At 43.0% G+C, this 20,652-nt stretch carries 19 protein-coding genes and 1 riboswitch; of the genes, 2 read left to right on the plus strand and 17 right to left on the minus strand.

The genetic code is table 11. The annotated features are described in order from the left end of the window. Nucleotides 1-10: 10 nt before the first annotated feature. From rsmI to tmk, 4 genes are read right to left on the minus strand one after another with little or no spacing between them, the layout of a single operon-like run. A complete protein-coding gene (gene rsmI, locus QM351_RS04825; protein ID WP_414326780.1) occupies nt 11-868 on the minus strand; it encodes a 16S rRNA (cytidine(1402)-2'-O)-methyltransferase in 858 nt (285 codons plus the stop codon). 2 nt (nt 869-870) lie between these two features. Continuing rightward, nucleotides 871-1,191, minus strand: coding sequence for a DNA replication initiation control protein YabA (gene yabA, locus QM351_RS04830; RefSeq protein ID WP_003005416.1), 321 nt, complete (start codon nt 1,189-1,191; stop codon nt 871-873). A 9-nt stretch (nt 1,192-1,200) separates the two neighbouring features. Continuing rightward, a complete protein-coding gene (locus QM351_RS04835) occupies nt 1,201-2,094 on the minus strand; it encodes a DNA polymerase III subunit delta' (protein ID WP_373102435.1) in 894 nt (297 codons plus the stop codon). Beyond that, nucleotides 2,091-2,729 carry a dTMP kinase gene (gene tmk, locus QM351_RS04840; protein ID WP_373102434.1) on the minus strand — a complete coding sequence of 213 codons (639 nt, stop codon included), beginning with the start codon at nt 2,727-2,729 and terminating at the stop codon, nt 2,091-2,093. The genes QM351_RS04835 and tmk overlap by 4 nt, the downstream gene beginning before the upstream one ends. A 149-nt stretch (nt 2,730-2,878) precedes the next feature. Between tmk and QM351_RS04845 the strand changes: the two genes are divergently transcribed. Beyond that, the gene (locus QM351_RS04845) at nt 2,879-3,766 is read left to right on the plus strand and encodes a YitT family protein (RefSeq protein WP_414326782.1); all 888 of its coding nucleotides are present in this window, start codon (nt 2,879-2,881) and stop codon (nt 3,764-3,766) included. Nucleotides 3,767-4,243: 477 nt separating this feature from the next. Here the strand turns inward: QM351_RS04845 and QM351_RS04850 are convergent, their stop codons facing one another. The 13 genes from QM351_RS04850 to QM351_RS04910 form a co-directional block, all read right to left on the minus strand. Then, nucleotides 4,244-4,900 (minus strand): CBS domain-containing protein, encoded by a 657-nt coding sequence (locus tag QM351_RS04850; RefSeq protein WP_003005183.1) that lies wholly within the window; start codon nt 4,898-4,900, stop codon nt 4,244-4,246. A 174-nt stretch (nt 4,901-5,074) separates the two neighbouring features. After that, complete coding sequence (locus QM351_RS04855; protein ID WP_003005434.1) at nt 5,075-5,785, minus strand: ABC transporter ATP-binding protein; 711 nt, start codon at nt 5,783-5,785, stop codon at nt 5,075-5,077. After that, on the minus strand, nt 5,785-6,549 hold the full coding sequence (locus QM351_RS04860) for an ABC transporter ATP-binding protein (protein ID WP_049491216.1): 765 nt from the start codon (nt 6,547-6,549) through the stop codon (nt 5,785-5,787). Before QM351_RS04860 ends, QM351_RS04855 begins: the two co-directional genes overlap by 1 nt. After that, entirely contained in the window at nt 6,549-7,496 is a 948-nt protein-coding gene (locus QM351_RS04865; protein ID WP_003008278.1) for a branched-chain amino acid ABC transporter permease, read from the minus strand. The genes QM351_RS04860 and QM351_RS04865 overlap by 1 nt, the downstream gene beginning before the upstream one ends. A 3-nt stretch (nt 7,497-7,499) precedes the next feature. Then, complete coding sequence (locus tag QM351_RS04870) at nt 7,500-8,369, minus strand: branched-chain amino acid ABC transporter permease (RefSeq protein WP_021153669.1); 870 nt, start codon at nt 8,367-8,369, stop codon at nt 7,500-7,502. Between the two features lie 81 nt (nt 8,370-8,450). After that, on the minus strand, nt 8,451-9,608 hold the full coding sequence (locus QM351_RS04875) for an ABC transporter substrate-binding protein (RefSeq protein ID WP_023918808.1): 1,158 nt from the start codon (nt 9,606-9,608) through the stop codon (nt 8,451-8,453). Between the two features lie 108 nt (nt 9,609-9,716). Next, nucleotides 9,717-9,995, minus strand: a complete 279-nt coding sequence (locus QM351_RS04880) for a DUF2129 domain-containing protein (protein WP_368385657.1) — start codon at nt 9,993-9,995, stop codon at nt 9,717-9,719. Between the two features lie 277 nt (nt 9,996-10,272). Further along, entirely contained in the window at nt 10,273-10,863 is a 591-nt protein-coding gene (locus tag QM351_RS04885; protein WP_070662483.1) for an ATP-dependent Clp protease proteolytic subunit, read from the minus strand. Nucleotides 10,864-10,991: 128 nt separating this feature from the next. Continuing rightward, nucleotides 10,992-11,621, minus strand: coding sequence for a uracil phosphoribosyltransferase (gene upp, locus QM351_RS04890; RefSeq protein WP_003005574.1), 630 nt, complete (start codon nt 11,619-11,621; stop codon nt 10,992-10,994). A 219-nt stretch (nt 11,622-11,840) separates the two neighbouring features. Further along, a complete protein-coding gene (gene mgtA, locus QM351_RS04895) occupies nt 11,841-14,501 on the minus strand; it encodes a magnesium-translocating P-type ATPase (protein WP_414326786.1) in 2,661 nt (886 codons plus the stop codon). Nucleotides 14,502-14,708: 207 nt separating this feature from the next. Further along, nucleotides 14,709-14,866: riboswitch (M-box (ykoK) riboswitch) on the minus strand. Between the two features lie 35 nt (nt 14,867-14,901). Then, on the minus strand, nt 14,902-16,065 hold the full coding sequence (locus tag QM351_RS04900) for a MalY/PatB family protein (protein ID WP_414326787.1): 1,164 nt from the start codon (nt 16,063-16,065) through the stop codon (nt 14,902-14,904). A 1-nt stretch (nt 16,066) separates the two neighbouring features. Next, a complete protein-coding gene (locus QM351_RS04905; protein WP_061591024.1) occupies nt 16,067-17,164 on the minus strand; it encodes a cystathionine gamma-synthase in 1,098 nt (365 codons plus the stop codon). A gap of 291 nt (nt 17,165-17,455) precedes the next feature. Next, on the minus strand, nt 17,456-19,084 hold the full coding sequence (locus QM351_RS04910; RefSeq protein ID WP_414326788.1) for a putative polysaccharide biosynthesis protein: 1,629 nt from the start codon (nt 19,082-19,084) through the stop codon (nt 17,456-17,458). An 87-nt stretch (nt 19,085-19,171) separates the two neighbouring features. Here QM351_RS04910 and QM351_RS04915 point away from each other — a divergent pair, with 87 nt between their 5' ends. Beyond that, nucleotides 19,172-20,617: a UDP-N-acetylmuramoyl-L-alanyl-D-glutamate--L-lysine ligase gene (locus tag QM351_RS04915; protein ID WP_414326790.1), complete on the plus strand. Its 1,446-nt coding sequence runs from the start codon at nt 19,172-19,174 to the stop codon at nt 20,615-20,617. Nucleotides 20,618-20,652: the final 35 nt, after the last annotated feature.

Raw genomic sequence — 20,652 nt, forward strand, 5'->3', positions numbered from 1 at the left:
CCAACCTTTCCTAGTCTTGATGGTAACGAGCATAGAGCTCACTCTTTTGCTGGCCGTATTGTTTGGCGACCTGTTTAATTGCTTGATTTTTCTTCATGCCCTCTTGGACCAAGGTATCGATCTCTTGGATCAAGTCGACCTCTTCTAGGTCTAGCTCTTCTTCCTTGGCTCCTTCGACAATCAAGAGGCACTCCCCTTTGAGAGGATTTTCTTCAAGAAATGCGACTAACTCAGAAATACTGCCGCGAGTATATTCCTCATAGATCTTGGTTAATTCACGAACCAATACAACCGGACGATCCCCATAGACAGCCAACATATTCTCTAGGGTTGCCTTCACTCGATGGGGCGACTCATAAAAGATCTGAGTCTCAGGGTAGGCCACTTTTTCTTGGAAAAATGCCTTCTGTTGCCCCTCTTTGCGAGGCAGAAATCCATAAAAAATATGAGGTTGAGGGGCTAGGCCACTGGCAATCAAACCCGTTATACCTGCACTAGGACCAGGCACAGCTACGACAGGAATCTCGCGTTCAATCGCTGCCTTGACCAAATCATGACCAGGGTCAGAAATACTAGGGAGTCCTGCATCTGAGACTTGCGCCACATCCTTTCCGGATTCTAAATAGGCGATTAGATCTGGAATTTTCTCCATGGCATTGTGCTCATGAAAGCTAGTCTGGGGTGTCGCAATCTCAAAATGCTTGAGTAAGAGTCCTGTATTTCTAGTATCCTCAGCTGCGATCAAGTCCACATCCTTTAAGGTCTGGACCATGCGGTAACTCATATCCTCCCGATTACCGATCGGTGTTGGGACCAGGTAAAGCACCCCAGTTTTCTTTTCCCCTTTAAAACTTCGTTGGATCTGCATGCTTACTCCCTAAATAACAACTCGTCACAAAACATACACTCTTCATCGTTCTCACGGCGTTGACCGTAGGAATAAGTGCAGATATGAAAACCGTCATTGTAAATACGTTGCAAATTTTCACGACCATGGTGTTGGGACTTTGCGGATGAAGTCTTCTCAACTTCCCCCAAACGCTCTCTCAATTTATCATTTTCTAAGCGAAGAGCTGTATTTTCTTCGATGACTTGTTTCAAATTTTTCTTGATGGCTTCGACTTCAGCCAAGGTGACCAACAAATTCTGAGAAAAGCCGTCTAAAGCATCAAATAATTCTTTTTTATTCATTCTGACTCCTTAACTTTCTAAGCTCAAAACCATATATTCTAGAGCATTTTGAAAAGAAACATTGGCCTTCCACATCCTGCGAGCAAGACTCAAATTCTCAAGCAACTGCTGGGATCGACTCAAGTACAACTGCTCCTCTAAAGCCAACTCCATCAAACGAAAGGCCTGGCTTTGTTTTTCCTTATCATCTGCTAAGCTCACCAATCGAGTCACTTCCAAATAGGCGCGATTCAAATTGGATTGACACCGTTCGATGAATTGATCACAAACTTTTGCCAGTTCAAAAAACGTAGCATTCTTTTTTTGCTGCTCTGCCTCTTCGAGACTAAAACTAAAACGAGCTACTAGACTTGCCTGTGATTTGATCAAGCCTTCTTTTTCTAGCAGTTCGGTTAGGTAGGCTTGCTTTTTAGGAAAATGGACCTGCTGGGCCCGACTCTTGATGGTCGGTAAGATCAAGTTTTCATCGGATGTCAACAAGAAGAGATAGATCTCACTCTGGGGTTCTTCCATAACTTTTAAGAGAGAGTTGGCCGCATTGGTATGCATCTTATCCGCATCTTGGACGATAAAGACCTGCCGGCTTCCTTCAAATCCTGATTGAGAAAAGTCTTGAACCAGCGAACGAATGCGGTCCGTCTTAATAATCTGGTTGACTGGACGCACGATCTTTACGTCTGAGAATTCTTCTTCTGCAATCAAGCGGCAGGAACGGCATTTACCACAAGGCCAGACTCCCTGCAAATCTTCGCAAAATTGACTTTGAGCTAGCAAGAGGGCCATCTCAAAACTGGCAAAAGAACCCGTAAAGAGATAAGCATGACTGAGCTGTTTGTGTTCTAAGATCTGGGTAAAGCGCTCCACCAATTCTGGCTGAAGCTGTTGGATCTCTTCTAGCTTCATTTCAATATCCCCAAGCGATTTTCTAAAACAACCAAGACATCCGCAAAAACTGCTTCAAAGGATTGACTGGCATCGATTTTCACAATGCGCTCTGGTTCCTTTTCATACAAGGCCAAATAACCTTGTCTGACTTTTTGGTGAAGCTCCAATCCTTCCAAATCCAAACGATTGACTTCCCGCTCTTGGTTTTTCGCAATTCGAGCGAGCCCTTCTTCGACATCCAGATCAAAGTAAAGGGTGAGATCTGGTTTAAGACCATCTGTCGCGAATTGATTGAGCCACTCGATATCTTCCACACTCAGACCGCGACCATACCCTTGATAAGCGACCGAGCTATCAATAAAGCGGTCCATCAAGACAAGCTTCCCAGCTGCAAGGGCTGGCAAGACACGTTCCACCAAATGCTGGCGGCGACTAGCAATATAGAGCAGCAACTCGGTCTTGGCATCCATACTAGTATGGTCTGGATCTAAAATGACTTGGCGGATCTTTTCTGCAATGTCTACACCGCCTGGTTCACGGGTTGTAATAAAAGGAATTCCTTTTTCTTCAAGTAGAGGCAAAACGGCTTCTAGGACCGATGATTTTCCCGCTCCTTCTGGACCTTCAAATGAAATTAATGTACCGTTTACCATAGTATCCTCTTTCTAGTTTTCTACTTTTTATTTTACCAAAAATAAGGGTAAAAATCTTGTATTTTAGGAGAGAAAATTTTTCAAAGTCATTTTCATTTTTTCACTTTTTTGTTACAATGATCTTATAAAGTTTTAGGAGACAACCTATCATGTTTAAATTTAAAGATATTCTGGCTATCATCTTGGGGGCCGGCATTTTTTCATTTGGGATCTATTTTTTGGTCATTCCCTTTCACTTCTATGAAGGAGGAGCAACAGGGATTACCTTGATCACCTATTACCTCTTAAAAGTCCCCGTATCCCTGATGAACTTACTGATCAATATCCCTCTCTTCATTCTGGCTTGGAAGCTGCTGGGTAAGAAATCTCTTTATCTAAGCTTACTGGGGACCTTTTCGGTTTCCGCTTGGATGGCAATTTTTGAGGCCATGCCCCTCAGTCACCGCTACCATCACTTCATCTTTGAAGCCTTTAAAGGAGATATTCTGCTTGCCTGTATTGCCTCAGGGGTTGTGCTTGGTTTGGGGCTAGGGATCATCTTCAATGCTGGGGGAACTACGGGAGGAACTGATATCCTCGCTCGCATCTTTAACAAATACACTTCCCTCAGCATGGGAAAACTCATGTTGATTGTCGATGCCATTGTTCTGATAACTGTTGTCGTAGTCTTCCAAGATGTCCGTACAGCTATGTATACCCTCTTCTTTATCCTGATTGACACCCTTGTGATCGACTTGATTGGGGAAGGTGGTTTTGCTGGAAAAGGCTTCCTTATCGTCACCTCTAAACCAGAAGAAATTGCCAAAAAAGTATCTGACGATCTGGGTCGCGGGATTACCTTTATCCGCGGGATGGGCTATTACAGCCGTAAGGACCTGGATATCGTCTACTGTGTCGTTTCACGGAATGAGATGAAACAAATGAAAGACATCATCAATCAGATCGATCCATTCGCCTTCATCACCATTTCTGAAGCCCATGAAATTCTCGGCGAAGGCTTCACTTTAGATAAAGAAAAACAACCCATTACCCGTTAATAGAAAAAATAAGGCTAGATTCTCATCTAGCTTTGTTTTTCTATTTACGATTTTCCTTAGGTGAGTACGGACGTTAGGTGAAATTATCCAGTGGATGATTTCAGCAATCCAGGAAGTTCCATGACTAAATCAAGATACAAAGGGCGCCTGCGGATAAAGTCAAAATAGGAAGTTTGACGAAGAATCTTTAGATTCTAGGAAGACTTATCTTTTTGACACAATCCGCAACCTGTGTTCAATTTGTATTGAGCCCCTTCGCTTTTTAATTTCTAAGCTCAGGCTAAAACAGTTCCCCAAACTGTTTTACTCTCAAAAATTCCGAGAGCATGAAACAAGTATGTTTCATGCTCTTTTCTCACGGCGGAAAATCTTAGAATACACGTCATAATTAATAAAATCATAATTATTTTTACAGAATTTATTAAGTTACTTTATACAAAAATCAGACTGGATGATCATCCAGTCTGATTTTTTCTATTAAATAGCTTTTGCGGTTGTTCGAGTGATTTCATCAACTTTCAAACCGTTGGCTTCAAATTTACTACGGATTCCTTCTAGATCTGTCACCCCATCAATTTGGACTTCGATAACCACACGATCGTCTTTGGTTGGGATATTGACTGTATTGGCGATGTTATACCCTTCTTCTACAATCAAGTGAATGATTTGTTCTAGAACGCCAACCTTATCTTCTGTCACAAAGCGAACACGAACTCCTTCTTCTCCATAGCCCGATACTTCAAGGAAGGCACGGAAAATATCACGGTCTGTGATGACACCGGATACTTGGTCATTGTCCACGACTGGAAGAATTCCCACCTTGTTCTTGTACATGAGGTAGGTCGCATCTTCTAAGCTCGCAAATTTAGAGACGGTAATGACATCGCGAAGCATGACATCTTTAACCTTAGTCTTGTTCAACAGATAGTTCATCTCGAAAATAGACAAGCTTGTTGCTTTAGATGGACTTGCTTCTGCAATCGTACCTTCTGTCACCAAACCAACCAATTTATCGTTTTCAATGACTGGCAAACGGTGCAAACCTTGTTCGCGCATCAAATCTGCCGCGTGGGCAATTGTAGTATCTGGACTAATGTAAACCACTTTACGTGTCATAAAATCTTTAACAGCCATAACAAGTTCTCCTATGCTTTTATTAGTTTTATTATACTTGATTTTAAGAATGATTTCAAACGCTTTCAGCAGTTTTCTCTTGTTTTCAAAATTTAGAAAAATCAAACAAGAGAGATGAAAAAAGAAAGGTCCAATTGACCTTTCTTTTTAATATTCTAGTGAACTTTAGAAATCTTACCCACCAAGGTAGGCCTTGCGGACTTCTTCTGAGGCTAAGAGTTCTTTTCCTGTTCCGGTAAGAACGACTTTCCCTGTTTCCAAAACATAACCGCGGTCTGCGATAGCAAGAGCCTTATTGGCATTTTGCTCGATCAAGAGAACAGTTGTTCCTTGTTTTTGGATATCTTGGATGATATCAAAGATTTCTTGGATAAAGATTGGAGCCAATCCCATAGAAGGTTCATCCAGAAGCAAGAGTTTTGGCGTTGACATAAGGGCACGACCCATTGCTAGCATTTGTTGTTCCCCACCAGATAGGGTTGCTGCATCTTGGTTCTTCCGTTCTTCCAAACGTGGGAAACGGGAGAAGACTTTCTTCAAGTTAGCTTGATTTTCTTCTCGATCTTTCTTCAAGAAAGCTCCCATCTCCAAGTTTTCCATAACAGTTAAGCCCGGAAAGACGTGGCGGCCTTCTGGAACTTGAGAGAGTCCTGCTGCTACAATCTTTTGAGCAGGAACCTTTTGAATCTCCTGACCCAAAAACTCGATTTTCCCAGCACTTGGACGCACCAAACCTGAAATGGTACGAAGAATAGATGTTTTCCCAGCACCGTTAGCACCGATAAGAGAAACAACTTCCCCTTCATTTACCTCGAAACTGACATCACGGACAGCCTGGATCATGCCATAGTGTACAGAAAGATTTTCAACTTTTAACATAGACATTAGGCTTCACCTCCTAGATAGGCTTCGATTACGCGTTTGTTGTTCTTGATTTCATCTGGCGTTCCATGAGCAATCAAGCGACCATATTCCAATACATAGATCCGTTCCGTTACTTCCATGACCAAACTCATATCGTGCTCGATCAGCATGATCGTAATATTGAATTCTTTTTGAATGCGACGGATCAATTGGGTCAATTCTGCTGTTTCTTGAGGGTTCATCCCTGCAGCAGGTTCATCCAAGAAGAGGATTTTTGGCTCTGTAGCAAGGGCACGAACGATCTCCAAGTGACGTTGTTGTCCGTAAGCTAAGTTTTTGGCCAAGGTATCTGCTTCTTTTTCCAAACCAAAAATGGCTAACAATTCAAGAGCTTTCGCTTTCAAAGCTTCTTCATTCTTGTAATAGCTTGGCAAGCGGAAAAGACTCGCAAAGACATGTGGTTTGTGGTGATTGGCAAAGGCAATCAAGACATTGTCCAAAACGCTCAAATCTTTAAAGAGACGAATATTTTGGAAAGTCCGTCCCAGACCACCAGCAGCGATTTTATAAGGTGCTTTACCATTTAGTAGCTGACCATCTAAGGTAATGGTCCCTTCACTTGGTTCATATACCCCTGTTAGGAGGTTGAAGAGGGTTGTTTTACCGGCACCGTTGGGGCCGATCAAACCAACCAATTCTCCTTCATTGAGTTCCATGGTCACATCCCCAACGGCTGTCAAACCACCAAAGTTTTTTGTTAAGTTTTTTACTTCAAGAAGTGCCATTAGTTAGCCTCCTTTTTTGAGAGTAGTTTTTTCAAGCTGAATTCCCATGTTCCAAGAAGACCACCTGGACGGAAGATCATTACGAGAATCAAAGCCAATGAGTAAATGATCATACGTACACTTGAGAAGTCTTGAAGCACCATGTTCAAGATACCCAAGACGATGGCTGCCACAACTGTTCCTGACATGGATCCCAAACCACCAAATACGACAATGATCAAGACATTAATAGTATTGGTGAAAGAGTAATCTTTAGGGACAACAGAGCCGATAAAGCCGGCTTGGAGAGATCCAGCAATCGCCGCTGTGATCGCACCAAATACAAAGGCGATGACTTTGACTTTGGTCGTATTGATCCCAACAGATTCTGCTGCGATTTCATCTTCACGAACAGAAAGGGTAGAGCGTCCAATTGGACTACGTAAGAAGTTAATCGTAAAGATCGTTGTAATGACAACAAAGAGGTAAACCAATTGCCAAGTTGTAAAGGCTGGCAAACCAAGGATCCCAGCAGCACCATTGGTGAGGGTACCCCCATTGACGATCAAGATCCGGATGATTTCAGAAACCCCAAGTGTCGCAATCGCGAGGTAGTCCCCTTTCAAACGAAGGGTTGGAACCCCAACGATCAAGGCAACGACACCAGCAATCAAAGCACCTAAAACCATCGCGCCAAAGAAAGCCCCATAGGTTGGTGATTTGGAACCGAGAATGGCTGCAGAATAGGCACCAATCGCCATAAATCCGGCATGCCCGAGTGAGAATTGACCTGAGAAACCAACAATGAGGTTCAAGCCAACTGCAAGGATAATATTAATTCCAATTTGTTCTAAAATTTGGATATAGAAGAGGTTGAGCACACCCGCTGCAACCAAGACTTGGATCAAGGCAAAACCTGCGACCAAAAGACCAAGCCAGACTAAATTCACTTTTAAATTTTGTTTCATGGCTTACACCTTCTCTTTCACATTTTTACCGAGGATACCTGCTGGACGGATGAGCAAGATCACAATCAAGATGGCATACACAATGGCATCACGGAAGTCTGAAAGACCGATCGCTGTAGCGAAGGTTTCCAACAAACCGATAACAAATCCACCTAGGGCAGCACCTGGAATGATTCCGATTCCTCCAAGAACGGCTGCGACAAAGGCTTTGATCCCTGGTGTCATCCCCATCAAAGGCTCGATCGAGTTGTAATACAAACCAATCAAGACACCACCAGCACCTGCCAAGGCTGATCCCAAAGCAAAGGTAAAGCTGATCGTACGGTTTACGTTAATCCCCATCAATTGAGCGGCATCACTATCGACAGATACAGCCCGCATGGCTTTCCCCATCTTTGTCTTTTGAATAATAAATTGAAGAGCAACCATCAAGAAAACAGACACTCCCAAGATCATCAACTGAATATTGGAGATTGAAATAGGACCGAAGTTGTAACGAACCGTTTTAATCACTTGCGGGAAGGAACGGGTATTGGCACCGACGAAGAAGACCATCCCATATTCGAGCAAGAAGGAAACCCCGATGGCTGTGATCAAGGCTGCAATCCGAGTCGAATGACGAAGCGGACGATAAGCCAGGTATTCAATTACAACCCCTAAAATAGCTGTCCCAACCATGGCTAGGAGCAAGGCTACAAAGAAGTTCACTTTCCACGAGTTCAATAAGAAATATCCCATAAAGGCACCTACCATGTAGATATCCCCATGGGCAAAGTTGATCAATTTGATAATTCCATACACCATGGTATAACCAAGGGCCAAGAGTGCATAGACACTTCCCAAGATTAGACCGTTCACTAATTGCTGGAGCATTTGAACCATCCTTTCTAACAATAAAGAGCGAGGCCAGGAATTTTCATTCTCCCAGCCTCTTGTACAAACAACAAATGATAATTATGGTTTAACAGACTCAACTGATTTGACTTTACCATCTTTCAAGCCAATCATAAGAGCTGATTTAACCGGGTTGTGGTTCTTGTCAATTGACATTGTACCAGTCACACCTTCCAAGTCTTTCAACTTCGCAAGGTTATCTTTCAATTCGACAGAGTTCTTAGCACCTTTAGATGCTTCGGCAACCATGTAAACTGAATCATAGGCCAAAGCTGCGAACATTGAAGGTTCTTCATTGTATTTCGCTTTGTAGGCTTCTACGAATTTCTTGGCTTTATCAGTCATTTCACCTTCAGTAGAGAATCCAGCTACGTAGTAGATGTCTGTAGCTGCAGCAGGTGTTGCTTGTTCAACGAACTTAGCATCGCTAAATCCATCACCACCAATGATTGGTTGTTTGATTCCCATACCACGCGCTTGGTTTACGATCTTACCAGTTTCTGTGTAGTAACCTGGAAGAACAATCGCATCGAAGTCTTTATCTTTGATTTTTGTAAGAGCAGCTTGGAAGTCTGTATCCTTAGATTGGAAGGTTTCTGTTGCTACGATTTCACCTTTGTAAGATTTCTTGAAGGCTTCAGCAATCCCTTTCGCATAGTCAGATGAGTTATCGTAGTAAAGAACGACTTTCTTCGCTTTCAAGTTATCCGTTGTGTATTTAGCAATGATTTTTCCTTGGAAGCTATCGATGAAGGTTGCACGGAAAAGGTAATCTTGACCTTTTGTCAAATCATCTTGAGTTGCAGATGGTGTAACCAATGGCACACCTGCTTTACCAGCATTGGCAACGGCTGCTGCAGTAGCACCTGAAGTTGCAGGTCCTACAAGAGCGTTCACTTTTGATTGGGTTACAAGGTTTGTTGTGACTGTAGCTGCTTCAGCTGTTTCAGATTTGTTATCTTTATCTGTGACAACGATCTTCTTACCGTCAGCTCCACCCTTAGCGTTGATTTCATCAACGGCCAATTGAGCACCTTTTTGTTCAGCGCTACCGTAGGCTGCTACTTCACCAGTTTTTTCAAAGTTAAAACCGACTTTTAGTTCTTTGCCGATTTCGTTACCAGTTGTGTTTGAACCTGAAGTAGAAACTTCACCACAAGCAGCAAGAAGAGCGACACTTGCAATGGTTAAAAATGAAAGAGCAAATTTTTTCTTCATTTGTAATGATCTCCTTAAATGAATCTTAAAATAAATACATTAAGAATATACCGAATTATCTGACAATTGTCAATAAAAAAAACGCAATCCATCAAATGATTGCGTTTTCTAACTTTCTGTGACCACAGATGGGGTCTCCAATCGTTGCAAACTCCCCACAAAATCTGTATCTAAATCTTTGAGATGGCAAGGCAAGACCTTTTTGACATAACGTTCTTTCTTTAAGTCTTCCATGACTTGATCGGCCTTGTCACTGTCCACATACAATTGGACATAACGGCATTTCTTAGAATGGTACAAGACATCTCCGACAGATTGTAATTTTTTCCCGTCTCGATTGTAATACAATTTAACAATTAAGCCTGTTCTTTCTTGTTTCTCAAACATGGTCAATCCCTTTCTCGTTCTGTTACTAGTATATCAAATTTCAAGAAAAAGAACTACTCTTTTATGAGAGCAAAAAAGAGAGTGGGACAGAAATCGGTAATTCGTTAGAATTCGATTTCGTCGTCCCACCTCCGCACAGTTGAGTAGGGCTGTAAAAGCTGATGAAATCAGCGTAGTAGAGCCCACTCAACCACTGCGTTTTGCTCGACAATCCAAAAATAATTGAGAGGCTAGGACTTTTGTCCCAGCCTCTTGACGGACCTTCCCATCGGATGGTTTAACCCAATTTATTATTGGCCATGATTTCATCAATAAAGCCATATTCAAGTGTTTCTTGTGCGCTCATCCAATTATCACGTTCCGCATCAGCATGCACTTTTTCGATCGGTTGACCTGAATTTTCCGCAAGGATTTTTTCCAAGTTGTTCCGTGTTTTGAGCAAGTGTTCTGCTGCGATCGCCATATCGGTTTGTTGGGTACCACCACCAGTACCACCCATTGGTTGGTGAATCATGTACTCGGCATTTGGCAACATGAAGCGTTTGCCCTTCGCACCACTTGAAGCAATGATAGTTCCCATAGATGCTGCCATCCCCATAACAATGGTTTGGACATCTGACTTGATAAAGTTCATAGTATCTACGATGGCAAGACCTGCTGAGACAGAGCCACCTGGGGTATTGATATACATATAGATATCTTTTGTATTATCTTGGGCATCCAAGAAGAGCAATTGAGCGATAATGGAGTTAGCCATTTGGTCCTCAACTGGTCCTGTTACCATGATAATTCGATCTTTCAACAGACGGGAATAAATATCGTAAGAACGTTCTCCACGACTGGTTTGTTCAATAACTACTGGAATCATCTATTCTTCTCCTTTAGTATCCATTCATTCTCACGATTCGTGAGGTTCAAAGTATATGTGCTATTATAAACCAATGGTCAAAAAAGGTCAAATCTTAAGCACCTTTCGTACGAATCATGAATGGCTTCTTATTTGGTACCGAATAAACGGTCACCTGCATCTCCAAGACCAGGAACAATGTAGCCATGTTCATTCAAATGATCATCGAGGGCTGCTGTAAAGATATCAACATCTGGGTGAGCTTCTTGAAGAGCTTTCACCCCTTCTGGCGCTGATACTAGGCAGACAAACTTGATATGGCTAGCGCCACGTTTTTTCAAGGAATCAATCGCTAGAATAGCGGATCCACCCGTAGCAAGCATCGGGTCTACTACAAAGATACGACGTTGATCAATATCTTCTGGCAATTTCACCAAGTATTCAACTGGTTTCAAGGTTTCTTCATCACGGTACATCCCGATATGGCCAACCTTAGCAGCTGGTACCAAACTCAAGAGACCATCAACCATCCCAATCCCTGCACGAAGAATTGGGACAATAGCCAACTTCTTCCCTGCGATTTGTTTTTGAACCGTTTTAGTAATAGGAGTTTCAATCTCAACATCTTCAAGAGGCAATTCACGCAACACTTCATAGCCCATCAACATAGCAATTTCATCGACCAATTCACGAAAGGCCTTCGTAGAGGTATCCGTGCGGCGGAGAATAGACAATTTGTGTTGAATCAGTGGATGTGTAATAACTTCTAATTTTCCCATTTTGAGATCCTTCTTTCTAAGCTGTTATTATTCAAAAAAGAGCTATGATAAAAGCGGAGTCAAGCTCTACTCTTTCTTTCAGTCCCTCTTTGATACTCACAGCACATGGAAATCTTCATTTCCAACTTTACATTCTTCTTATTATACCAAATTTTACAAAAAAAAGAGAGCCCTTACACTTAATTTTTTAAGTTTGGACTCACTCTTTCTATCAATCAATTACAACCATTCTTTGTATTTCTTAATATAGATACGTTTGACAACCGTCACACTAAGCATATAGAGGACGATAATAGCAAACAATAGAACAAAGTACAATCCATTGAGTTGGCTCAACTTCAAGATAGGGGCCAAAGGACTATATGGAAGGGAGGTCACAAAGATGGCTGCTGCTAGGGTCGTCACCACAACTGAGAAGGCTGGACGACTTTGGATAAATGGCAATTTTGGTGAGCGCAACATATGAATAACCATAGTTTGCGACCACATGGATTCGATAAACCATCCGGTTTGGAAAACCATGATAAAGGCTGCTGCATCTGCTACTCCATGGTTGTAGCCATGACCTAAAATCATTGGGACAACAAGGAAGTAAAGAAGCATGTAGGTAATAATATCAAATACGGATGAAATTGGACCGATCCAGGCCATGAAGCGCATAATAGAATTGGCTTCCCAGATACGAGGTTTCTTGAGGAATTCCTTGTCGACATTGTCAAAAGGAAGGGCGATACAAGAAAGATCATAGATAAGATTGAGCACAATCAAATGAACGGGAGCCATTGGAAGGAAAGGCAAAAAGATGCTGGCAAAGAGAAGAGAGAAGATGTTCCCGAAGTTAGAAGAGACCGTCATCTTGATGTACTTGGTCATATTGGCATAGACCTTGCGGCCTTCGACCAAGCCTTTTTCAAGAACCATCAAGTCCTTATCTAGAAGGATGACATCTGCTGTTTCCTTGGCAATATCCACAGCGGTATCCACAGAGATCCCAACGTCTGAGACCTTCATGGATGGAGCATCGTTGATCCCATCTCCCATGTAACCAACCTTGTGGCCATTATTCTTGAGGCAGAGGATGATCCGCGCTTTTTGATCTGGTGATAGTTTGGCAAAGACCGTTGTTGTTTCCACAACTTGTGCTAACTCTTGGTCTGTCATCGTATCGATTTCGCTTCCCAAAAGAATCCGCTCGACATCTAGTCCTACTTTTTCACAGACAGCTTGGGTGACCTTTTCATTGTCCCCAGTTAAGATCTTGGTGGTTACCCCATACTCTGCAAGAGCTTTGATCGCTGGAGCTGCAGAAGGTTTTGGTGGATCAAGAAAGGCAAGGTAACCAGTTAGGATCATGTCTCGTTCATCTTCAACACTAAAGATGTCATTTTCGTCCAAGTCGGTTTTGTAGCTAACACCCAAAACACGAAGTCCTTGTTCATTTAACTGAGCAACTTCAGCGAGGACCTCTTGACGAACTTCATCTGTCAGGCGTTTAATCTCACCTTTGTATTCAACATAAGTCGATACAGAAAGCATTTCTTCCAAGGCACCCTTGGTCACCATGCTGACCACACCGTCTTCGTCTTTGACAATGACACTCATGCGACGACGTTCAAAATCAAAGGGCAATTCATCAATCTTATGGAAGGTTTGATCCAGGTCGCGAACAATTTCATGTTTCTTGGCTTCTTTCTGGGTCCGATTGATAATCGCTCGGTCCATCAAATTTTTTAGCCCGGTTTGGAAATAGGAATTCAAGTAAGCCCGGCGAAGGACTGATAGATCCAACTCGCCATGGATATCAAGCGGATACTCCAAAACGATTTCATCTTGGGTCAAGGTTCCTGTCTTATCAGTACACAAAATATCGATAGCGCCGAGGTCTTGGATGGCATTGAGTTTTTTGATAACGACTTTTTCTTTTGCCATGATGATGGAGCCCTTAGCAAGACTCGCTGTAATAATCATCGGCAGCATTTCCGGAGTCAAACCAACCCCAACGCTGAGGGCAAAGACACCCGCTTCTAACCAGTCACCATCTGTGAGGCCATTGATCACAAAGACAATGGGCACCATCACTAACATGAGCCGAATCAAGAGCCAAGAGATGGTATTCATTTCTCTCTCAAATGAGGTTGGTTCGTCATAAGTGTTGATGGTTTGCTCAATAGCTCCCATCATGGTTTCATCTCCCACGACCAAGACCAAGGCTGTCGCCCGTCCGGAGATGACATTGGTCCCCATAAAGGCCAAACTTTCACTTTCCAAGAGACTATCTAGATTTTGACTGTCGGCTTTTCTGAGACAAACCTTTTCAACAGCATCACTTTCCCCCGTGAGACCAGATTGTTGGACAAAGAAGTCACGGGAATCAATCAAGACCACATCTGCTGGGATCATATCGCCAGCACTCAGTTTGATCACATCACCTACGACGATTTCATCGATCGGAATTTCTTGTTCCGATCCATCACGCAGAACGGTCGCTGTATTGACAATCATACGTGATAGGTTGCTAGCTGCTTTGTCGCTCCGCAATTCTTGAATGAAGCGGATACCACCAGAGATCAAGACCAAGGTCACAATGATGATGGAGGTCGTTGGATCCTGTTCACCTGGTTTTGCTAGCCAGACATTGGTGATGAAGGAAACCAGCGCAATGACCAACAAAATCACCGTAAAAGGATTGATGATCGATTCGTAGATCTTTTTGATCATGGAATCTTCTTGACCTTTTGTGATGACATTTTCGCCATAGGCATCGCGGTTTTCTTCTACTTGATCGTCAACTAAACCAAGGGCGCTGGTTTTGTAGGTGGCAAAGGTGCTTTCAAGTGGTTCTTGAAGAGCAGCAATGAGTCTTTCTTTATTTGTTTGCATTGGTATCTCCTTTTTCAATCAGGAGCCAATCACTTTTGGAGTCCCTACGACACAAATCAGCGATTGGCTGGTTCGGTGCGGTTCGGGATGATCGTCGATTTGTATCATAGCTCTCTCCTTTCTCTTTTCTTGGTAAGGTATCAAAAAGAGTCCTACCCTCGATCGGTAGGACTCATGAAACTCGTCATTAATTTTTCAATCAAAACTCTCAAAAAACTGACCGTCCAAGCTTTAGCTCCACAAGGCAATGAAATGAGCTTAGTCTTGACCTTTGCGATCAGGACTGTTGACCAACGAGTAGTGTCTCCACTGCTTTGCGGTAGCCATCCGTATCCTTGTGGTAGCCTCACCTACCGTATTTCGAGTTTATTGTACTCCTTCACTTACAGAAAGTCAACACTTATTTGTGAAAAGTTTCCACCAAGCGTTTGGTAATTTCTTCAATCAGGGTGAAGGGAGCTGCCACATTGAGGCGGGCATGCAAATTTCCTTCTTTTCCAAAATCTGTTCCACGGTTCAAAATCAATTTGGCTTGGTCATGAATATTAGCGTGCAGCTCATCATCGGTATAAGGATAGGCTGAAAAGTCCAACCAAAGAAGATAGGTTCCTTGGGGTTTCATGACACGGATTTTGGTCTTTTCATGCAATTCATCTACTACATAGTCAATGTGTTTTTCAAAGACTTGCTTGAGCTCTGTCAACCAAGGTTTACCATGGCGATAGGCTGCTTCTGTTGCAATATAGCCCAAGCCTGAGATTTCATGTTGGTTATTAGCCAATTGCCGTTGTTTAAAAGCCGTACGAAGCTTTGGATTTTCAATGACCACATAGGAATTTTTTGTTCCTGCAATATTGAAAGTCTTGGTTGCACTGGTTAAGATCAAGCTGAAGTCTTTAAAGCTTGGATCAACTGTGTTAAAGCTGGTATGACGGTGGCCAAACAAGGCCAAATCTTGGTGGATCTCATCTGAAACGAGAAGGACACCATGTTTTTGACAGAGGTGGCCAATTTTTTCCAAGACTTCACGATCCCATACACGGCCTCCAGGATTGTGCGGATTACACAAAACATAGAGTTTCACCTCTTGCTCCACAATGTCTTTTTCCAGCTGATCAAAATCAATTTGGAAAAGACCATCCTTTTCAACTAATGAATTTTCGATCAATTTTCGACGATTGAGTTTGACACTTCGGGCAAATGGAGGATAGACCGGCGTATTGATTAAGACAGCATCCCCTTCCCTAGTAAAGGCTTGAATAGCTGTTGAAATGGCTGGAACAACACCTTCGATAAAGACAACAGCTTCCTTGTCAAAGGAATAGCCATGTTCTTCTTTTTCCCAATCAAGGATAGACTGGTAGAGGCTATCTGAGGCATAGGTGTAGCCATAGACCATTTGGTCTGCATAGCCAATCACTGCTTCTCGTACTTCTGGAATGACATTAAAATCCATGTCCGCGATCCAAGCCGGGATGATTTCTGGATCTGTCTCTGTTTCTTTCCACTTGTAGGTATGGTGGGTCAAGCGATTCGGTAAAGTCGTGAAATCATATTTGGTCATCTTAAGCCTCCAATGCTTGTTTCAAATCTTCAATCAAATCATCCGCATCTTCGATTCCGATGGACAACCGAAGAAGATCATCTGTCAAACCGTATGAATGGCGAACTTCCGCAGGAATGTCCGCATGGGTCTGAGTGGTAGGATAAGTGATCAAGCTTTCAACTCCGCCAAGACTTTCTGCAAAGGTAAAGACTTGAAGGGAATTCAACAAGTTAGGAATTTTTTTCTCATCTTGAATTTTAAAGGAGACCATTCCACCTTTTCCAGTGTAGAGGACTTCTTTGACCTGAGGGGATGTTTTCAAAAACTCGACTACCTTGCGGGCATTCTCTGTGGAGCGCTCCATCCGGATAGAGAGTGTCTTGAGACCACGGATCAACAGATAGCTGTCAAATGGGGAAAGAACAGCACCTGTCGTATTCAAATTGTAAAAGAGCTTGTCATACAAGTCTGCATCATTTGTCACGACAACACCAGCCAAGACATCATTGTGACCAGCCAGGTACTTGGTTGCTGAATGTAGGACAATATCCGCTCCCTCTTCAATTGGGCGTTGATAGATAGGGCTATAGAAAGTATTGTCCACCACGACTTTGGCACCTTTTGCATGGGCCAATTTGGCTAAATGAGCAATATCAAATTCCAACATCAATGGATTGGTTGGTGTTTCAATATAGAGGACATCCACCGGATCATTATCTAGATGGTGGATCAGTTCTTCTTCTGTATTGGCATAGGTGAAAGAGAAACGACCTTCTTGCTCTTGTTGGTTAAACCAGCGGAAAGAACCTCCATAAAGGTCACGAACAGCCAAGACTTTTGAACCAACTGGGAAAATGCTAAAAGCTAGCACAATGGCTGACATTCCAGAACTTGTCGCCAAAGCATAATCTGCACTTTCGATAGCTGCCAAAGTCTTCTCAGCTGTTGCGCGTGTTGGATTTTTCGTACGGGTATAGTCAAAGCCTGTAGACTGACCAAATTCTGGGTGTTGGTAAGTCGTAGAGAAATGCAAAGGAGTCGTCAAAGCTCCCGTTGCTTTATCCGACTTGATTCCTGCCTGTGCCAAAATCGTATTGATATTGCGTTTTTTACTCATATTGCCCTCCGATAAACATTCAATCTAACTGCTTACTATTTTATCACTATTATGAGGAGAGCGGTTTTCCCATTTTCAAGACCTAGCTATAGTTTCAAACTATAAGAAAAGAGAGTGGGACAGAAATCGGTAATTCGTTAGAATTCGATTTCGTCGTCCCACCTCCGCACAGTTGAGTAGGGCTGTAAAAGCTGATGAAATCAGCGTAGTAGAGCCCACTCAACCACTGCGTCTTGCTCGACAATCCAAAAATAATTGAGAGGCTAGGACTTTTGTCCCAGCCTCTCAGGTTTATTTAATCCGAAATTTTTGTCTAAGACGTGTAGCTTGACCTCCGATAAAGCGGTCAAAATACCGTAGCCATAATCCTAAGGCTCCATAGATAACAACCCCTAATCCGCCAATGACGATGATATAAATCATGCTCGATACACGGCCATTTGGTGGGAAAATCCAGCCCAAAATCAAACCGGCGATCAAGACTCCAAGTAGCATCACCACAGTCAGGATAGAACCAAGTAAGGTCCGCTTGAAGATGATGGTTCGATTAAACTGAGTAATGGTTTGGATCTCCCGATACATGAGGACGATTGGCACCATTAAGGCAATGGTCGTTGACAAAAGCGGCCCATAAGAACGAAAGACCAAAATAAATGGAATTTGGAGGACCAATTTCACCACTACCCCATAGAGAAAGTAACGAATGGCTTTGCGGTTTTGGAAGAGAGCTTGAATCATTGGCGATAAGACCGTGTAAAGACCGAGAATTACGGTCTGCAACATCGCTACGATGAAGAGTCCTAAGGCCAAGCCATCTGGTTGCCCATAGAAAACCGTATAAAGTGGTTTTGCGACTGCTACTGCACCAAAGGTGGCTGGAAGCAAGAAAGCTAGCAACATGGTCAAGTTATCCTGTACGAGCTTCCCAGCTGCTTTTAGGTCCCCCTTGACATAATTCTCTGTCAACAGAGGAATCCCAACTCCCCCAATCGAAGTCGCTACCGCAATCAAGATCATGGTGATTTTGTTTGGATTAGCAGAGAAATAACTAAACATGACCAAGAGCTGCTTTTGACTATAATCTGTGAACCAAGACATGACATTGATAAAGGTCATCTGGTCAACAATTTGGAAGAGCTGAATCGCGGAACCAGTGATAATAAAAGGAATGGCCTCACGAATCGTATCGATCAAGAGAGCCCGAGTGTCAATCCCTTCACTTCCCTCTTGCTTTCTAAAAATAGAAGAGAGCAAACCTGTCTTTGCAAGGTAATAAAAGAGCACCAGAAGGCTCGCTCCCATCCCGATAAAGGCCGCAAAGGTCGACTGCGTCACAGCCTGCACGTAATCACCTGAGCCAATCTTCATAATGAAGAAGGTCGTGAGCAACATCCAGATGACCCGGATGACTTGTTCAGCGATCTGGCTAATGGCGTAAGGCTTCATGTTGTTAAAACCTTGGAAAAATCCCCGAATGACACTCATCGAAGGAAAGATCAAGACAGCCCAAGAAAGGCTCTGCATGATCGGAATCAACTCTTTTCCCCCACCTGAAAGACTCGCAAAGACAGGAGACATAAGATACATGAGAATGGCAAATCCTAGGCCTAAAATTCCCATAAATTTCAAGAAGCCTCGAATCAAAGCAAAGCTATGATCGGCTTGGTCCCGGGTATTGTACTTGGCTACTTGCTTGGCAACAGCTACGGGCACTCCAGCTGTCGAAATCAAGAGAAACCAAGCATAGATATTGTAGCCCATTGTAAAAAGACCATTGGCTTGTGGCCCATATTTCCCCATCCAAATATACCAAGGAATAATATAAGCGGCTCCTAGCAAACGGCTGATAAAGTTGCTGGCTGTCATCCAGGCAGTCCCGCGTAGCATCTGGGCTTGCTGGTCATTTTGTTCGTGACTCATTGGTGTCCTCTTTCGTTTCTTCTTCTCTTCATTATAAACTTTTCCATGACACTTGTAAAATAGGGACTTTAGGTTTACAATAGTTTTATGATTACAATTGAACAAACCCTCAACATTTTAAAAGATGACCAAAATTTCCGAGAAGTTCTAGTAAATGGTGAATACTACTACCATCTAGAAGGAACAAGTTTTGATGCTATTAGCTATGATAGCCGTAAGGTTTCTGCTAGTACCCTCTTTTTTGTCAAAGGGGCCAACTTCAAAAAAGAATACCTGGAACAGGCTATTTCTAATGGACTCGGCTTTTATGTCTCTGAAAAAGATTATGAAGTTGGTATTCCTGCCATCCTCGTCAATGATATCAAACAGGCCATGAGCTTAATCGCCATGGAGTTTTATGGACACCCTGAGAAACAATTAAAACTATTGGCCTTCACAGGGACTAAGGGAAAGACAACCGCGGCCTACTTTGCTTACCATATTTTGGAACAAAGTCACCGACCAGCTATGCTGTCGACCATGAATACAACACTGGATGGTAAAAACTTCTTTAAATCGACCCTGACAACGCCAGAGAGCTTGGATCTTTTTGCCATGATGGCTGAGGCAGTAGCCAATGATCGGACCCACTTGATTATGGAAGTTTCCAGTCAAGCTTATCTAGTGAAACGGGTTTACGGTCTGACCTTTGACGTTGGTGTTTTTCTCAACATCAGTCCTGACCATATTGGACCGATTGAACACCCAACTTTTGAGGATTATTTCTACCACAAACGTCTCCTCATGAAGAACAGCCAAGCCGTTGTCATCAATAGTGATATGGATCATTTCCAAGTTTTAGCGGACCAAGTCGCGAACCAAGACCACGATTTTTATGGAAGCCAGTCTGAGAATCAAATTGAAAACTCTAAGGCCTTCAGCTTCTCAGCCACTGGTAAATTAGCTGGAAACTATGAAATCCAACTGATTGGACATTTCAACCAAGAAAATGCTGTGGCTGCAGGTCTTGCCTGCCTTCGCCTAGGTGCGAGCCTCGAGGATATCCAAAAAGGGATTGCTAAGACGCGCGTTCCAGGCCGAATGGAAGTCTTGACTCAGCAAAACGGCGCTAAGGTCTTCATCGACTACGCCCATAATGGTGATAGCTTGAAAAAACTACTCTCTGTTGTCGAAACCCATCAAACAGGGACGATTTCACTGGTCCTTGGATCAACTGGTAATAAAGGAGAGAGCCGCCGCAAAGACTTTGGCTTACTCTTAGAAGACCATCCTGAGATCCAAGTCTTCCTCACAGCGGATGATCCTAACTATGAAGATCCTTTGGCTATCGCTGAAGAGATTAGTAGTTTTATCACGCGCCCTGTCGAGAAAATCGCAGATCGCGAAGAAGCTATTCAAGTGGCTATGGCAACAACCAGCAAGCCTGAAGATGCCGTCATTATCGCCGGAAAAGGAGCGGATTGCTACCAAATCGTCAATGGCGTAAAAGAAGAGTATCCAGGTGACGCCGCCATTGCTGAACGTTATCTATAATCAAACGAAACAAGGCTAGGAAATTTTCCTAGCCT

The organism is Streptococcus parasanguinis, from assembly GCF_047465465.1.
In the GTDB taxonomy this organism is placed as follows: Bacteria; Bacillota; Bacilli; order Lactobacillales; family Streptococcaceae; genus Streptococcus; species Streptococcus parasanguinis_AI.

Coding starts and splice junctions, on each gene's coding strand:
- rsmI (WP_414326780.1), bottom strand. CDS start 868: ATGCAGATCCAACGAAGTTTTAAAGGGGAAAAGAAAACTGGGGTGCTT.
- yabA (WP_003005416.1), bottom strand. CDS start 1,191: ATGAATAAAAAAGAATTATTTGATGCTTTAGACGGCTTTTCTCAGAAT.
- QM351_RS04835 (WP_373102435.1), bottom strand. CDS start 2,094: ATGAAGCTAGAAGAGATCCAACAGCTTCAGCCAGAATTGGTGGAGCGC.
- tmk (WP_373102434.1), bottom strand. CDS start 2,729: ATGGTAAACGGTACATTAATTTCATTTGAAGGTCCAGAAGGAGCGGGA.
- QM351_RS04845 (WP_414326782.1), top strand. CDS start 2,879: ATGTTTAAATTTAAAGATATTCTGGCTATCATCTTGGGGGCCGGCATT.
- QM351_RS04850 (WP_003005183.1), bottom strand. CDS start 4,900: ATGGCTGTTAAAGATTTTATGACACGTAAAGTGGTTTACATTAGTCCA.
- QM351_RS04855 (WP_003005434.1), bottom strand. CDS start 5,785: ATGTCTATGTTAAAAGTTGAAAATCTTTCTGTACACTATGGCATGATC.
- QM351_RS04860 (WP_049491216.1), bottom strand. CDS start 6,549: ATGGCACTTCTTGAAGTAAAAAACTTAACAAAAAACTTTGGTGGTTTG.
- QM351_RS04865 (WP_003008278.1), bottom strand. CDS start 7,496: ATGAAACAAAATTTAAAAGTGAATTTAGTCTGGCTTGGTCTTTTGGTC.
- QM351_RS04870 (WP_021153669.1), bottom strand. CDS start 8,369: ATGCTCCAGCAATTAGTGAACGGTCTAATCTTGGGAAGTGTCTATGCA.
- QM351_RS04875 (WP_023918808.1), bottom strand. CDS start 9,608: ATGAAGAAAAAATTTGCTCTTTCATTTTTAACCATTGCAAGTGTCGCT.
- QM351_RS04880 (WP_368385657.1), bottom strand. CDS start 9,995: ATGTTTGAGAAACAAGAAAGAACAGGCTTAATTGTTAAATTGTATTAC.
- QM351_RS04885 (WP_070662483.1), bottom strand. CDS start 10,863: ATGATTCCAGTAGTTATTGAACAAACCAGTCGTGGAGAACGTTCTTAC.
- upp (WP_003005574.1), bottom strand. CDS start 11,621: ATGGGAAAATTAGAAGTTATTACACATCCACTGATTCAACACAAATTG.
- mgtA (WP_414326786.1), bottom strand. CDS start 14,501: ATGCAAACAAATAAAGAAAGACTCATTGCTGCTCTTCAAGAACCACTT.
- QM351_RS04900 (WP_414326787.1), bottom strand. CDS start 16,065: ATGACCAAATATGATTTCACGACTTTACCGAATCGCTTGACCCACCAT.
- QM351_RS04905 (WP_061591024.1), bottom strand. CDS start 17,164: ATGAGTAAAAAACGCAATATCAATACGATTTTGGCACAGGCAGGAATC.
- QM351_RS04910 (WP_414326788.1), bottom strand. CDS start 19,084: ATGAGTCACGAACAAAATGACCAGCAAGCCCAGATGCTACGCGGGACT.
- QM351_RS04915 (WP_414326790.1), top strand. CDS start 19,172: ATGATTACAATTGAACAAACCCTCAACATTTTAAAAGATGACCAAAAT.